This is a genomic window from Aeromonas sp. DSM 116730 (assembly GCF_046581335.1).
Classification (GTDB): domain Bacteria; phylum Pseudomonadota; class Gammaproteobacteria; order Enterobacterales; family Aeromonadaceae; genus Aeromonas; species Aeromonas rivipollensis.
Genome location: NZ_CP144265.1, coordinates 3,383,024 through 3,396,815, shown reverse-complemented (window position 1 = coordinate 3,396,815; position 13,792 = coordinate 3,383,024). Strand labels below are relative to the sequence as shown.

Annotated in this window: 15 protein-coding genes; 2 read left to right on the top strand and 13 right to left on the bottom strand. The window is 64.9% G+C overall.

The window, feature by feature from the left end:
- Positions 1-61: 61 nt before the first annotated feature.
- Positions 62-556, top strand: a complete 495-nt coding sequence (locus Aeroheme_RS15485) for a glycine zipper domain-containing protein (RefSeq protein ID WP_111910356.1) — start codon at positions 62-64, stop codon at positions 554-556.
- 56 nt (positions 557-612) lie between these two features.
- Here Aeroheme_RS15485 and Aeroheme_RS15480 read toward each other — a convergent pair whose 3' ends face one another.
- From Aeroheme_RS15480 to Aeroheme_RS15455, 6 genes are all read right to left on the bottom strand, one after another.
- Positions 613-1,569: a D-2-hydroxyacid dehydrogenase gene (locus Aeroheme_RS15480; RefSeq protein WP_111910355.1), complete on the bottom strand. Its 957-nt coding sequence runs from the start codon at positions 1,567-1,569 to the stop codon at positions 613-615.
- A gap of 121 nt (positions 1,570-1,690) precedes the next feature.
- Entirely contained in the window at positions 1,691-2,443 is a 753-nt protein-coding gene (locus tag Aeroheme_RS15475; RefSeq protein WP_289975981.1) for a DUF3530 family protein, read from the bottom strand.
- A gap of 107 nt (positions 2,444-2,550) precedes the next feature.
- Positions 2,551-3,162: a DUF2238 domain-containing protein gene (locus Aeroheme_RS15470; protein ID WP_411166159.1), complete on the bottom strand. Its 612-nt coding sequence runs from the start codon at positions 3,160-3,162 to the stop codon at positions 2,551-2,553.
- A gap of 198 nt (positions 3,163-3,360) precedes the next feature.
- The gene (efp, locus tag Aeroheme_RS15465) at positions 3,361-3,927 is read right to left on the bottom strand and encodes an elongation factor P (RefSeq protein WP_011707002.1); all 567 of its coding nucleotides are present in this window, start codon (positions 3,925-3,927) and stop codon (positions 3,361-3,363) included.
- 43 nt (positions 3,928-3,970) lie between these two features.
- Positions 3,971-5,146, bottom strand: coding sequence for an elongation factor P maturation arginine rhamnosyltransferase EarP (gene earP, locus Aeroheme_RS15460; RefSeq protein WP_411166158.1), 1,176 nt, complete (start codon positions 5,144-5,146; stop codon positions 3,971-3,973).
- Positions 5,147-5,243: 97 nt separating this feature from the next.
- Complete coding sequence (locus tag Aeroheme_RS15455; protein WP_234678259.1) at positions 5,244-6,287, bottom strand: GMP reductase; 1,044 nt, start codon at positions 6,285-6,287, stop codon at positions 5,244-5,246.
- Positions 6,288-6,685: 398 nt separating this feature from the next.
- On the opposite strand from Aeroheme_RS15455, the gene Aeroheme_RS15450 reads away from it, so the two are divergent.
- Positions 6,686-7,186 (top strand): ATP-dependent zinc protease, encoded by a 501-nt coding sequence (locus Aeroheme_RS15450; RefSeq protein ID WP_106887571.1) that lies wholly within the window; start codon positions 6,686-6,688, stop codon positions 7,184-7,186.
- A gap of 75 nt (positions 7,187-7,261) precedes the next feature.
- Here Aeroheme_RS15450 and Aeroheme_RS15445 read toward each other — a convergent pair whose 3' ends face one another.
- The 7 genes from Aeroheme_RS15445 to Aeroheme_RS15415 all read right to left on the bottom strand — a co-directional run bounded on the left by Aeroheme_RS15445 (position 7,262) and on the right by Aeroheme_RS15415 (position 13,789).
- The gene (locus Aeroheme_RS15445) at positions 7,262-8,704 is read right to left on the bottom strand and encodes an ATP-binding protein (protein WP_411166157.1); all 1,443 of its coding nucleotides are present in this window, start codon (positions 8,702-8,704) and stop codon (positions 7,262-7,264) included.
- Positions 8,701-9,393 (bottom strand): response regulator, encoded by a 693-nt coding sequence (locus Aeroheme_RS15440; RefSeq protein WP_139744265.1) that lies wholly within the window; start codon positions 9,391-9,393, stop codon positions 8,701-8,703. Before Aeroheme_RS15440 ends, Aeroheme_RS15445 begins: the two co-directional genes overlap by 4 nt.
- 81 nt (positions 9,394-9,474) lie before the next feature.
- Positions 9,475-10,122 carry a tetratricopeptide repeat protein gene (locus Aeroheme_RS15435; RefSeq protein WP_411166156.1) on the bottom strand — a complete coding sequence of 216 codons (648 nt, stop codon included), beginning with the start codon at positions 10,120-10,122 and terminating at the stop codon, positions 9,475-9,477.
- Between the two features lies 1 nt (position 10,123).
- Positions 10,124-10,972 carry an SDR family oxidoreductase gene (locus Aeroheme_RS15430; protein WP_106887567.1) on the bottom strand — a complete coding sequence of 283 codons (849 nt, stop codon included), beginning with the start codon at positions 10,970-10,972 and terminating at the stop codon, positions 10,124-10,126.
- Positions 10,969-11,625, bottom strand: coding sequence for a TenA family transcriptional regulator (locus tag Aeroheme_RS15425; RefSeq protein ID WP_139744263.1), 657 nt, complete (start codon positions 11,623-11,625; stop codon positions 10,969-10,971). The genes Aeroheme_RS15430 and Aeroheme_RS15425 overlap by 4 nt, the downstream gene beginning before the upstream one ends.
- Positions 11,622-13,127 carry an AMP-dependent synthetase/ligase gene (locus Aeroheme_RS15420; RefSeq protein ID WP_411166155.1) on the bottom strand — a complete coding sequence of 502 codons (1,506 nt, stop codon included), beginning with the start codon at positions 13,125-13,127 and terminating at the stop codon, positions 11,622-11,624. The genes Aeroheme_RS15425 and Aeroheme_RS15420 overlap by 4 nt, the downstream gene beginning before the upstream one ends.
- Positions 13,124-13,789, bottom strand: a complete 666-nt coding sequence (locus Aeroheme_RS15415) for a thermostable hemolysin (protein ID WP_408816648.1) — start codon at positions 13,787-13,789, stop codon at positions 13,124-13,126. Before Aeroheme_RS15415 ends, Aeroheme_RS15420 begins: the two co-directional genes overlap by 4 nt.
- Positions 13,790-13,792 lie beyond the last annotated feature (3 nt).

Genomic DNA, 13,792 nt, shown 5'->3' with positions numbered 1-13,792 from the left:
GCGCTTTGTATAGTGCAGGGAAAAATAATCAATCAGACATCAGGTTTGACAGGAGTACCCCATGGAGATGAACAAATACGGCATGAGCGCAGTGGCGCTGCTGGGCGCGCTGCTGTTGGGCAATGGTCAGGCGCAGGCGTCCGAGACCCTCAACACCATACTCGGTGGTGGCGTCGGCGGCGTCGCGGGCACCATGATAGGCAAGCAGCTGGGGGGCGACACCGGCGCCCTGGTGGGAGCAGCCGTCGGCGGTGCGGCAGGCGGTGCGGCCACGGCCGACAGGGGCAACAAGAATGAGGCTGCCCTAGGTGGCGCCGTCGGTGCCCTGGGTGGCGCCGCCATCGGCAAGAGCGTGGGTGGCGATACCGGTCGCCTGATCGGCGCCGGCATAGGCGGGGCCGGTGGCTCTGCCATCGGGGCCAGAACCGGCGATAGCCACGAGTCCAACAACGACTACCGGGGCGGTCACCGCTACCGGGGTGACAACGGCTATCACAATGGCCACCACAAGCATCACAAGAAGTACAAGAAGCGCAGATGGCACGACGATGACTGATGTCATCCCGAGCATAATGAAAAAGGGGCCGGTGGCCCCTTTTTCGTCTCCGTCGTTTAGACCAGGCGGTGCTGGCGCCTGCCGAGGGCGAAGGCGTTGATGTTGTCGATAAGCTGATCCGCGAGACGCTGCATCGACTCCTCGCTGGCCCAGGCCACATGGGGCGTCAGGATGAAGTTGGGGTAACGCAGCGCCTGCATCAGGGGGTGGTCGGGGGGCGGTGGCTCGACGCTTGCCACATCGAACCCGGCGCCGCCGAGGCGACCGTTGCCGAGCGCCTCCAGCAGGGCCTGCTCGTCCACCAGGCCGCCGCGGCCCACGTTGATCAGCAGGGCCCCCGGTTTCATCATGGCCAGCTCCCGCTCCCCGATGAGGTGGCGGGTGTAGGGGGTGAGCGGGCAGTGCAGGCTGATCACATCCGAGCTCTGCAGCAGGGCCTCCAGGGGCAATCTGTCTTCATCCCCGGGGGCGCCGACCTGGCTCTGGGCATAGAAGACCTCCATGCCGATGGCGCCGGCTCTCTGCCCCAGGGCCTGACCCAGGGTGCCCTTGCCTATGATGCCGAGCCGCTTGCCGTGCAGATCCATGATGGGGTGATCGAAGAAACAGAACTGGCCGCTCTGCTGCCAGCGCCCCTCCTGCAGGGACTGGCGCCAGGCGAACAGGTTGCGTGACAGGGCCAGCATCAGTGCCATGGCGTGTTCGGGAACCGAGGGGCCCGAATAGTTGCGGATGTTGCACACGGCGACATTGGCGGCGCGGCAGGCTTCCAGATCCAGGTTGTCGCTGCCGGTGGCCGCCAGGGCGATCAGGCGCAGCTCCGGCAACTGGGCCAGTTCGTCCTTGCCGATGCGGATCTTGTTGATGATGGCGATGCTGGCGCACCTGAGCCGCTCCACCACCTGTTCCGGCTTCGTCTCTGGGTAGCTTTGCCAGTGATGGGGGAAATCGGGGCGACGCAGATTGATGCCGGCGTCCAGGGTGTCACTGTCGAGAAACACGATTTGCTGCATGAAGCCTCCTGCCGTTCGCTGCCGCGTGGGAGTCGCCATGATGCCAAAGATGGAGGGGGGCTGACCAGCCCGGATGCAGACAGGCCGAATGGCCCAATTCCATACTTGCTAGTCGTTCGGGTCAGATCCAGCCCAGATGGGTTAGCCAGCCCTGGATGCGCCCCGGCGTTTCGTCCAGCTCCATCAGGGCGTAGGGGCGGTAGTTGAGCTTGTGGCTGCGGCGGCTCTCGCTGCGCCGCGCCTCGGCCGCCAGCAGGGGCCAGCGCCCCCCGTCTTCCTGATAGAGATCCAGGGTGGGAATGCTGGCCTGGGCCACCTGCTTGGCCAGGGTCTGGTTGCTCAGCTGGTTGGGAAAGAAACCGTCGAGCAGCACCAGGGCATCGGGGGCGGGCAACTGCTCGCTGGTGATGAGGTTGGCGGCCCAGGCCGCACTGGTGCCTTGCGCCAGCAGTAGCTTGAAGCCGCCCTCTTGCAGCTTGGCATCACCTAGCTTGACGATGCGCTCGGCAAATTGCTGGCGAAACGCCTCTATGGTCTCCTGCTTCTTCTCGGAGGCCGGATCCAGCTCGGTCTGTTGGGGGGAGGGGAGCAGCAGCAGGGTGTCGAAGCCGAGTCGCCCCAGCTCCCGGGTCAGCTGCCACAGCTGGCCGCTGCGCTGCCAGTCCGGCAGCAGTATGGCGAGCCCCAGGTAGCTGTCGCCGTCGTGCTTGGCGAAGAGCACCCTCTGCTTGTCGATCCGGGTGCTGTCGGGCACCCCCTTCCAGTCGCTCTCCTGCCAGTGATCCAGGGGGGCTGGGGGCGAGATCTCGTTGGCCGGCAAGGTGGTGCTCGCCAGCAGGGTCAAAAACAGCAGTGGTAAGGATAATCTGGCCATGATGCGCTCCCCGGTTGACTGGGTTAGCGGCGGCGCGCCGGATTTCTGAAGGGGGCCCGGAGGATCCAGGAGAAAGAGGGAAGGGGCAAGCCCTTCCCTCGACGGGCTCAGGGCCTGGCAAGCCTGCTGAGCTGGCGGTCGTGCAGGGGGGAGAGCAGCAACAGGGCGCTGACGGCCCCCACCAGGGCACAGAAGATGTCGGACTGGGTATCCCAGGGATCCCCCTGGGTGCCGAGGAACTCGTCGGCGCCCTGACCCAGTGCCAGTGCGGCGCCCCACTCGATGAGTTCATAGCTGGCGCTGACGGCGAGCACCACGCAGATCACCAGAAACACCAGCATCTTCTTGCCCTGCACATGGTGGCCGCGCAGCAGTATCTCGCGGCAGGCCAGGGCGGGCACGAACCCCTGGAAGAAGTGGCCAATCTTGTCATAGGGGTTGCGACCGAGATCGAACCACTGCTGCAGATCGAAACCGAGCGGTACCCGGGCATAGGTGTAAGCGCCCCCCAGCATCAGCACGGCCCCGTGCAGGAAGATGCACAAATAGAGCAGGCTGGTGAGGGGGTAGCTGCGCTGGCTCAGCAGCAGCAACGGCACGACGATCAGCACGGGGGCGACTTCCAGCAGCCAGGTGACCCTGTCATAGGGTTGCCAGCCGGAGAGCACCAGCAGTACCAGGGTGAGCAGCAACAGCAGGAGTTTTTGATGAGATGTCATAGGGAGCCTGTGAGGGAGGAGGAACCTGACTTCATGGTGTAGCCCCAATCGGCGCGAGACGAAAGGGGGCAGGGGAATTCTCCCTCAATGGACGGCCCGCTGTCACTGACCGGGGCTGAATGATCGCAGGGCGGATCCCCATAAAGAAAAAGCGAGCCTGGGGCTCGCTTTTTTCAACACGGGCGTGAAGCCGTCAAATCAGTTGACGCGACGCTTGAACTCGCCGGTGCGGGTGTCGATTTCGATCTTGTCGCCGATCTCTACGAAGGCGGCAACGGCCAGCTCGTAGGTGGTGCCCTTCAGGCGGGCCGGCTTGGTCACTTTACCGGAGGTGTCGCCACGGGCGGCCGGCTCGGTGTACTCGACTTCGCGAACTATGGTGGTCGGCAGTTCGACGGAGATGGCTTTCTCGTTGTAGAAAGTCACTTCGCAGATGTCTTCCATGCCGTCAACCATGTAGTTCAGGGCGTCACCCAGGTTGTCTTTCTCGACGTCGTACTGGTTGTACTCGGTGTCCATGAAGACATACAGGGGGTCGGAGAAGTAAGAGTAGGTGCACTCTTTACGCTCCAGCTGAACGACTTCCAGCTTGTCGTCGGCCTTGAATACGGTCTCGGTGGCGCTGCCGTTCAGCAGGCCTTTCAGCTTCATCTTGACCACGGCGGAGTTACGGCCGGATTTGTTGAATTCGGCTTTCTGGACCACCATCGGCTCGGTACCGATCATGACGACGTTACCAGCGCGGATTTCCTGTGCGGTTTTCATGTAAAAATTCCTGTTCGTATACGGGCAGATAAAAACTGCCAGATTATATACGGCTTTCTAAAAATTTCACCAGCCGAGTGACGAGATCCCCTTCCCGCAGCAACTTCTGTGACCAGCTTCGCGCATGTTGTTGCCAAAGTGTGCCGTGGATCGGCCATTGGGCCCAGAGTTCGCTGCAATCTTCCCCTCTGTTGAGGGCCAGGTTGAGCTCGCGCAGCCACTGGCCGTCATCGGCGGGCAAGGCCTCCAGATAGTGGTCGAGGAAGTGCGCCAGCTTGACGAGGTGGGCCTCCTCTTCCTGCTGATAGATGTGCCACAGGAAGGGCCTTGCCGCCCATTGGGCTCGCACGAAGGAGTCTTCGCCGCGCACCAGGTTGAGATCGCAGCTCCACAGCAGCCGATCGTAGCCCGCCTGGCTCGTCATCGGCAGCAGCTTGATGGCGAGCTGGCCCGCCTGCAGCAGATCTCCCGCCCGGGCCGTGCCTATGGCACTCTCAAGACCGGCGCCGCAGAGCACGTCGGGGAGGGCGCGCCCCATGGGCAGCAGCAGGGTGACCGGAGTAGCGCCCTGGCTCCAGCTCGCGACCAGGCTTTTCAGCGCCTCGCTCTCGTAGGTAAAGAGGCTTATCCGCAGCTCGTCTTGCGCCTTGGGCGGCAGCCCCAGGCTGGCCCAGTAGGCGGCAAGGCCAGCCTCGTCTTGCTGCCAGCGATCCCGCTCTGCCACCAGCCCCTGCTCGCACAGCAGGCCACCGGTTCTGGGGGTGAAACCCGGGAAGAAGAAGTATTTGTTGAGGCTCAGCTTGCCCACCCGCTGGGGGGAGGCGAGGCCGTGACAATCCTCGACCCAGGCTTCGGCACTGAGGTATTCCAGATTGATCCAGCAGGGGGGCGGGCTCTGCTCGACCATGCGTTCGATGAAGGGGGCGGGCAGCTCGCAGGCAAATGCCTCTATGACCACGCTAGCCGGGATGGCATCCGCTGGCAGGGGGCCCTGCCAGCGCTGGATGTGGATCCCCTCGACCCACTGGCCATCCCGCGCGGGATCCAGCCCAGGACAGATGCGGGCGAAGCTCGTCAGATCGTCCACCCAGAGCCGTACCTGACCATGCCCCTCCCGCTCCAGCTGGCGGGCCAGCCGCCAGGTGACGCCTATGTCGCCGAAGTTGTCCACCACGGTGCAGAAGATGTCCCAGTCAAAGGGGGGCAGGGGGCTTGTCATGGCTCGGGGTTCCAGATGCAAAAAAAACCGGTGCGCAGGGTAGCACACCGGTGGATTGGCTTCTAACCGTCAGCGAGTGACGGCGGTCTGCGGCGAGTTACTCCTTGCCGTAGACGTTATTCTCCTGCTCGCGAACCCGGATAAAGGTGGTGCGCTTGGTGAGCTCCTTGAGCTGGCTGGCGCCGACGTAGGTGCAGGTGGAGCGCACGCCGCCCAGGATGTCGCGCACGGCATTCTCGACCGGGCCGCGGTAGGGCAGCAGCACAGTCTTGCCTTCGGAGGCACGGTACTCGGCGACGCCGCCGGCGTGCTTGTCCATGGCGCTCGAGGAGCTCATGCCATAGAACTTCATGAAGGGGGCGCCATCGACATCCACCACCTCGCCGCCGCACTCCTCGTGGGCCGCCAGCATGCCTCCCAGCATCACGAAGTCGGCGCCGCCGCCAAACGCCTTGGCCACGTCGCCCGGGCAGGTGCAGCCGCCGTCACCGACTATCTGGCCGCCGAGGCCGTGGGCCGCATCGGCGCACTCTATGATGGCGGAGAGCTGGGGATAACCGACCCCTGTCTTGACCCGGGTGGTGCAGACCGAGCCCGGGCCTATGCCCACCTTGACGATGTCGGCGCCGGAGAGGATCAGCTCCTCCACCATCTCGCCGGTGACCACGTTGCCCGCCAGGATGACGTGGTTGGGGCAGGCTTCACGGATCTTGCGCAGGAACTCGACGAAGTGCTGGGAGTAGCCGTTGGCCACGTCCACGCAGATGAAGCGCAGGGCCTCTGACATGGCGAGGATCTGGCGGGTCTTGATGAAGTCCTCCTCCGAGGTGCCGGTGGAGACCATCACATGGCCGAGCAGGGCCGGATCTGTGTCGTTCACGAAGGCTTGCCACTGGGCGAGGCTGTAGTGCTTGTGTACCGCCGTCATCATCTCGAAGCCCGCCAGGGTACGCGCCATGGCGAAGGTGCCGACGGTGTCCATGTTGGCGGCGATGACGGGCACCCCCTGCCACTGGGTCTGGGTGTGCTTGAAGGTGAACTGACGGGTCAGGCTGACTTGGGAGCGGCTCTTGAGGGTAGAGCGCTTGGGACGAAACAGTACATCCTTGAAACCGAGCTTCAAGTCTTCTTCGATACGCATTGCAAATTCCTTATTGAGCCTTGTGAAAGTCACTGTTGCAGTGGGCAAAATTTTCGGCAGGCACAAAAAAACCGCAGGTTTTCAAGGCCTCCGGTTTACAACAGTCTAGGCAAAAATCCCGCCAGAACAAGACTGATAATTCGCTCATCATTGTGTTAGCCTTTGGCGTCACAACCTGAGGTTGGCCACCAGCTTCATCCAGCACCTCGCCACGGCCCCTCTCTTCCCTCTTTTTGCCCCTTGAATCACGGTCAACTGCTGTCGGATCCCCCATGCCGTGAACGCCAGAAACTCGGGGTCTGGGCGCCTGCGCCCCTTTTGCCAGTTGACAGTGGCCTGTGTGCTGCCCACTCTGGCGCAGAGGGCCAGCGTGGGCCCGCTTCGACGAGGAGAACACATTGTCCGTATCACACAAAGCAGGCTGGTTGTTGCTGGCCAGCCTCTGCCTCTCATCGGGCGCCTGGGCCGCCCCCACCGTCTATGGCTGGATAGAGAAGGGCGTGCTCATGCCAGGTGGGGTGGCGGTCAAGATGAAGCTGGATACCGGCGCCCTCACGTCGTCGCTCGATGCGCGAGAGCTGCACCACTTCAAGCGTGACGGCAAGCCCTGGGTGCGCTTCACCCTGGTGCTGACCGATGCCAACACCGACAAGGAGGTGCGCCAGACCCTGGAGCGCCCGGTGGAGCGCAGCGTGACGGTGCGCGGCGCCGGTGGCATGGAGGAGCGTCCCACTGTGACCATGTCTGTCTGTGTCGGTGACAAGCTCTACAAGGAGTGGTTCACCCTGCGGGATCGCAGCGACATGATCTATCCCGTGCTGCTCGGTCGTCGCCTGCTGGCGGAGCTGGGGCCGGTGGACTCTTCCCGCACCTTCACTGTGCAGCCGAGCTGTGGCTAGGAAGGCCTCTTTGGGATCACAAATGGTGCGCGGGGGCTTGGGCCCCCGCGCTTTTTTCCCTGAGGCTTGCGCCGCCTATGCCTGGCGCGGCGGGGCGGGCAGCAGCACGCTCACCTCAAGGCCCCCCTCGGGCCTGTTGTGGATGTCGAGGTCCGCGCCGTGCAACTGCACTATGCGCTGCACTATGGCCATGCCAAGGCCCACCCCGTCCCCCTGCTGGGGATTGACCCGGAAGAAGCGCTCGCACAGGCGTGACAGGGCGGCGGTGGGGATGCCGGGGCCGTTGTCCCGCACATCCACCCTGACCCTGTTGCCCTCCTGGGTGATCACCACGGCGACCTCGCCGCCCACCTGGGTGTAGCGCAGCGCGTTGTCGATGAGGTTGCCAAACATCAGATCCAGCAACATGGCCTGCCCCATCACCTGCAGATGCTCGTCTCCCTCCAGGGAGAGCTGCAGATCCTTCCTCAGGGCTATGGGGGCCAGGGTAGCCAGGGTGCCCTGCAACAGCAGGCTCAGATCCAGCTTGCCGAGTGCCGGGGCCTGCTGGTTGTCGATGCGGGCCTGGGTCAGCAGCTGGCGGATCAGCCGGTCGCTGCGATCGAGGGCCAGCAGCATCTTGCGCAGCGCCTGCTCGCGGCTGGCGTCATCCTCGGCGGCCAGGGCATTTTCACTGTGGATGCGCAGCACCGCCAGCGGGGTGCGCAGTTCGTGGGCCGCCTCGTTGGTGAACTGCTTCTCTCGCTCTATGGTGTCTGCCAGGGTGTGCATCAGGCGGTTGATCTCCGACACCAGCGGCGTCAGCTCCTCGGCCTTGATGGCCAGGTTGAGCGGGCTCAGGTTGGCGGGATGGCGCTCCCCTATGGCCTGGGTGAGTTGATTCAGCGGGGCCAGCCCCCGGGTGACCAGCCACCACAGCAGGCCGAGCAGGAAGGGCAGGGTGATGAAGAGCGGCAGCATGGTCAGGGTGGCCATCTTGCTGGCCAGCTCCCCCCGCTCGTCATCCCGCTCCGCGACTATGAGCCAGGTCTGCTCATCCTCGTTGTAGAGGGTGAAGGTGCGCCACTCGTGGTGATCCTTGGTCTCGCTGTTGAAGCCGCGCTCCAGGGTGGTCAGGGGCTGCTCCGGCGCATTGGGCGAGCGCAGCAGTATGGTGCCTTGCTCGTTGAGCAGCTGGAAGTAGAGGTTGTGCTCGAACTCGTGGCCGTAGGGGGTGAACTCGTTGTCCCGCCCCAGCTGGCTGAAGCTGTGCTTCTCCTGATGGGGGTCGGCGGGCACTGCCTGCTCCCACTCCTGGTAGACGGCCCCGTTGCTGGGCAGCTCGCCGCGCTGCTTCAGATAACGGCTGAGCAGCTGGTTGGTGATGCGGGCGGACTGGGCGAGACGGGCATCAAACAGCTCTTCCATCTCGTGATTGGCTTCCAGGTAGCCGATGAGGCCGCTGACGGCCAGGCTGAGGCTGACCAGGGCCAGGATGCCGGAGAGCAGGAAGCGGCGAATGGAGCGGACGCGACTCATCGGGCGGGCATCCCTCTGCTGCCCGGGGTATCTGGCTGCGGCACTATGTAGCCGACGCCGCGGATATTGCGGATGAGCTCGGGGAAGAACTTCTTGCGCAGGTGGTGAATGTGCACCTCCACCGCATTGCTCTCTGCCCCCTCATCCCAGCCATAGAGGCTCTGCTGCAGCTGATCGCGGCTCAGCACCCGGCCGCTCTGGCTGATGAGCTCCTGCAGCAGCTTGTACTCGTGGGGGGTCAGCTTGACCGCCTCTCCCTGATAGGTGACCTGCTGGGATTCGGGGTAGATGAGGATGTCGCCATACTCCAGCACCGCCTGGGCCTGGCCCTTGCTGCGGCGCACCAGGGCGCGCAGGCGGGCGTTGAGCTCCTGCAGGGCGAAGGGCTTGACCATGTAGTCATCGGAGCCCGCATCCAGCCCCAGCACCCGATCGTCCAGGGCATCCCGGGCGGTGAGGATGAGCACCGGCAGCGTCTGTCCCTCCCGGCGCAGCTTGCGCAGCAGGCTGATGCCGTCGATGTCCGGCAGATTGAGATCCAGGATGAGGGCGGCGAACTCCTCGCTCTTGAGCGCCGACAGGGCGGGCAACCCCTGCTGCAGCCAGTCCACTGTGTAACCGCTGCTGCGCAGGGCATCCACCATGCCATCCCCCAGCATGACGTCATCTTCTACCAACAGGACTCGCATTGTTCTCTCCCTCAAATGACGCTGCCCACCAGTATGCAAGTTGGTGGGCAGAGTTTAAATAGCGCACTGATCTGCTTGTGTTTATAGCTTGGCGAGACGTTCGCGGATTTCCGTCCTGCGTCCTTCGTCCGCCGCCTCGCGGCCCGGTCTGGCCGGGGCGGCCAGGGCCTTGTCCAGATAGATCTTCGCCTGGGCCTTGTCCCCCTGATCCAGCAGGAAGTCGCCGTAGAAGAAGTTGGGATCTATGCCGGTGGGGTTGATGGCGAGCGCCTGCTTGAGCAACTGCTCGGCCTTGTCGTCATCCCCGAAGCCGACCGGCCAGCCCGGCACCTGGTAGTAGAGGGAGCCCAGACTGGTGTAGGCGGAGCCCTCCAGTGCCTTGGGATCCTGCTTGATGGCGATCTCCAGCTTGGCCTTGGCCTCCTTCACCAGGCTGAGGGCCCCGAGGCCGCCCTTGGCGCCGGCCCAGGTGCTCTTGACGATGGCGGACCAGATCAGCAGATCGGTGCGAAAGGCCTCCTTGGCACTGGCCTGCTCCGCCTGGGCGCTCAGGGTCTCCAGGCAGCTATCCTTGGCCTTGCCAGTCTCTTGATACTGGCAGTGGGCCCACTGCTGCTGAATGGTGGGCAGGGCATCGGCGGCCTGAACCAGGCTGCTTGTCAACGTGCCTCCTAGGGCGAGCAGCAGGAGACTGTGACCAAATCGGGGGCGGAAAGTGGCGTGTTTCATCTCAATGTTCCTTCTCGTGTGTGGCACAGGCGGGGTTGTCCCCGTGATCTGTGGCCAGGGGGACAGGGTGGCGGGCATGGCGTTCTATGATGGGCAGTTGTCTGGCCAGCGCCTTGTCGACCAGGGCGGGCAGCAGGGCATTGAGCCGCACGAACAGCTTCTCCGGCCAGCCTAGCCAGCTGCGGCGCGTCTCGTTGCACAGGGCGATGACGGCCTCCTCGGCCACGTCCTGGGGGCTGTCGGTCCGGGTGCCGAGCTCGGCATTCATGGCGTAGGCCGCCTGGGAGTTGAGGTGAGTGCGGGTGGCGCGGGGGGCAAAGTGCAGCACCTTGATGCCGGTGCCCTCCAGCTCACGCCCCAGAGACTCGCTAAAGCCCCGCAGGGCGAACTTGCTGGCGCAATAGACGCTGTAACCGGCATAGCCGATGGCCCCGAGGCTGGAGCCTATGTTCATGATGACGGCGGGCTTGCGCAGCCGGGGCAGCAGGGCGCGGGTGAGCTGGATGGGCGCCTCTATGTTGAGCAGCAGCTGGCGCGTCACCTGCTCGCCGCTCTGATCCTCCAGCCAGGCAAACTGGTTGCAGCCCGCGCTGTTGATGAGCACATCCAGCCCCTGCTCCAGCGCCGGGTGTTGCAACAGCCTGGCCCGCTCCTGGGGCGAGCCCAGATCGGCGGTCACCGTCTGGTGGCGTTCGGAATGAGGCAGCTCCTTGCGCAGGCGCTCCAGGGCGCTGGCCCGGCGTCCGTGCAGCAGCAGGTGCGCCCCCTGGGCCGCCAGCTCCATGGCCAGGGCTTCCCCTATGCCGCCGCTGGCGCCGGTGAGCAGTATGCGTTTCCCTTCAAGCTTCATTGGCAGGATCCCGTGAGCTGATGGAGCATGTCGCCATAGAGGCGGTAGACCACCTTGGCCGAGTGAATGATGGCGGCCTGATCCGCCGGGTCTTCTACCCGGTTCATCAGGGACTCGAAGAACTTGAGGTGCTCCTGATCCAGGGCGCCGTGGGAGCTCAGGTAGCTCATCGCCTGGGGCGGCAGGCCCAGACCGCTCTTGAGCTGGTCCGCCACCGTCAGGGCGATGGCGACGCTGGTGCCTTCCAGCACCTGCACCATGCCGAAGAAGCCCATGGGGTTGCCGCGCTGGATCTGGTCGTAGAGGAAGGCCACCATCAGCTCTATGGGCAGACCCGGCTGGCCGTGGCGCACCGCCTCGGCGTCACCGCCGCAGGCGCGGATGTCGTTCAGGATCCACTCCTGATGACCGTACTCCTCGTCTATGTACTCCCGGATGGCGCCGCGCACCCACTCATACTCCTGTCCCAGCTTGCCGCCGGTGGCCATCAGCAGCGGCACAGTGTGGCGCACGTGGTAGTAAGCCTCTGCCAGGAAGGCGAGGTAGGTCTCCCGGCTGATGTCGCCGCGGCGGCAGGCCTCGATGATGGGGGCATTGAACAGGTGCTCGCGCTCGGAGGCGGTGGCGTGTTGCAGGGTCTGGTAGAAGCTCATGAGGTCTCTCCTGTGAGGCCTTGGGTCAGGCATTGGTCGATCTGCCGGGAAAAGTGGTGATAAATCTCGTTGCGACGGGGGCGGCCGTTGGCCGTCAGCAGGCCGGGGTGCTGATCCAGCGCCACCGGCAGCCAGTGATGGATGCGGGCGTAATCGGGCAATTGCTGGTTGAGCCGGGCAATCTGCTCGGGTAATTGGGACTGGCTGCCCGGCAGCGGCTGGATCAGGGCGACGTTGGCGGGCTGGCCGTCACCGAAGATCACGATGCGGGCGATGGCCGGACAGAGCTGGGCCTGGGCTTCCACCCACTCCGGCGAAAAGTTGCGACCAAAGGCGGTGATCTGGACGTTCTTCTTGCGCCCCGTGATGTGCAGGTAGCCCTCTGCGTCCAGGTGACCCAGATCCCCGGTGGCGATCTGCAGGTCCGCAGGCTCCCCTGCGGTGCTCTCTTCCCCCAGATAGCCGAGCATGGCGCTGCCGCTCACCATGACTTCGCCATCGGCGGCCAGGGTGACCTGGCAGTGGGGCAGGGGGCGGCCGACGCTGCCCATCAGGTCGGCGTCAGGGCCGTTGAGCGCCACGACAGAGCCGCATTCCGACAGGCCGTAGCCCTCATAGACAGGGAGCCCCAGGGCGCGGGCATGGCGGATGAGATCGGGGGCGACCTTGCCGCCACCGACGGCGACGAAGCGCAGCCCCTTGAGCCGTTCGGCCAGGGCCTGGGTGTTGGCGCACAGCGCCAGCAGCAGGCGCAACAGTTCGGGCACCAGCACCAGGCTGTGGCTGGGCCAGTGTGCCAGGGCCTGGCCCAGCACGGCCGGGTCGAGGGTGCTGGAGCCGGTGAAGCCGAGCTCGCCGAGGGAGGGGATGCGGCTGCAGGCGCCGGTGAGCAGCGGCACGTACAGACCGGTCAGATTCTCCAGCAGGGTGGCCAGGGGCAGCAGGGTCAGGTGCTGTTCGACCCCGGCCGGCGCGACCCGCAGGGCCAGGGACTCGCAGACCGCCGTCATCTGGGCAAGGGACAGGCAGACCCCCTTGGGCTGGCCCGTGGTGCCCGAGGTATAGGTGATCTTGGCGGTGCCCAGAGGCAGGGCCGGGGGGGCGACCGGGGTGCGCCGCCACAGGGGCAGCGCTTGTTCATCGGCGGCCCCCGTCATCAGGATGAGGGGGGCGGCGGCCTGCCAGCCCTCATGTTCGGGGCCCACCAGGGCATCGGCACCGCTGCTCTCCAGCAGCCAGGCCTGCTGCGCCGGGCTGAAGAAGTGGGGCACGGGAATGACCACTATCCCGGCCCGGGTGCAGGCCAGATCGATCAGCGCCCAGGGCAGGCCGTTGTCGAGCTGCAGGGCCAGGCGGCGAATGCCGGCTTGCTGCAAGCGGTCGGCCAGGCGCTGGATCTGCTGCCACAGGGTCTGGTAATCCAGCTCTCCCTGGCTGCCTTGCAGTGCCGGTTGTTGCGGCGTCAGGCTGGCATGGCGGGCGATGGCGTCGAACAGGCTCATTGGGCGCACCTCTTGTCATGGCCGGCATGGTTAAAAAGCATGGGCATGGGCCCCAGCAGGTTGAGCAGCAGGCTGCTCTGGGCGAGCACCTCGCGCCCCTGGTTGATGTCCCCGGCCATCACCTTGGGCTGGCAGCGGTAGTATTCCCCCCAGGCGCTGGCGTCTTCTCCCACCTGATGGGCCTGGGCAGGGGCCAGCTCCACCGGGTTGAGGCGCAGCCGGGCAAAACTGTTACGCAGCTTGGCGGTGCCGGTGAACACCACGTAGTCGAGGGCGTTGTCACACAGCAACCGGCACAGGGCGGCAAACATCAGGCGGGCATTGCCCGGCTCGCTGCAGGCGAGGTTGCCCACTTCGATGATGCGGTTGCGGGCCGGACGTACCCCGAGGCGGGTTTCGATGGCGGCCTCGATGGGCTGCTCCAGATACTGCTCCAGATAGAGGGGTTGCTCACGCTCCCCCGTGCTGGCGTGGTTGAGGCCACAGGCGCCGACCAGCACCCCATCGGCCCGGTAGAGCCCGAGCAGGCAGGGCAGGAAATGGGGGATGCGGGCGTTGAATTCGAGGGTGTAGGCGGCCTGGATATAGGCTTGCAGCGCCATGACCTGCTGCGGGGACTGTGCCAGCAGCAATCTGTAGGGGGCTTGGATCTCTATGGTCATGGT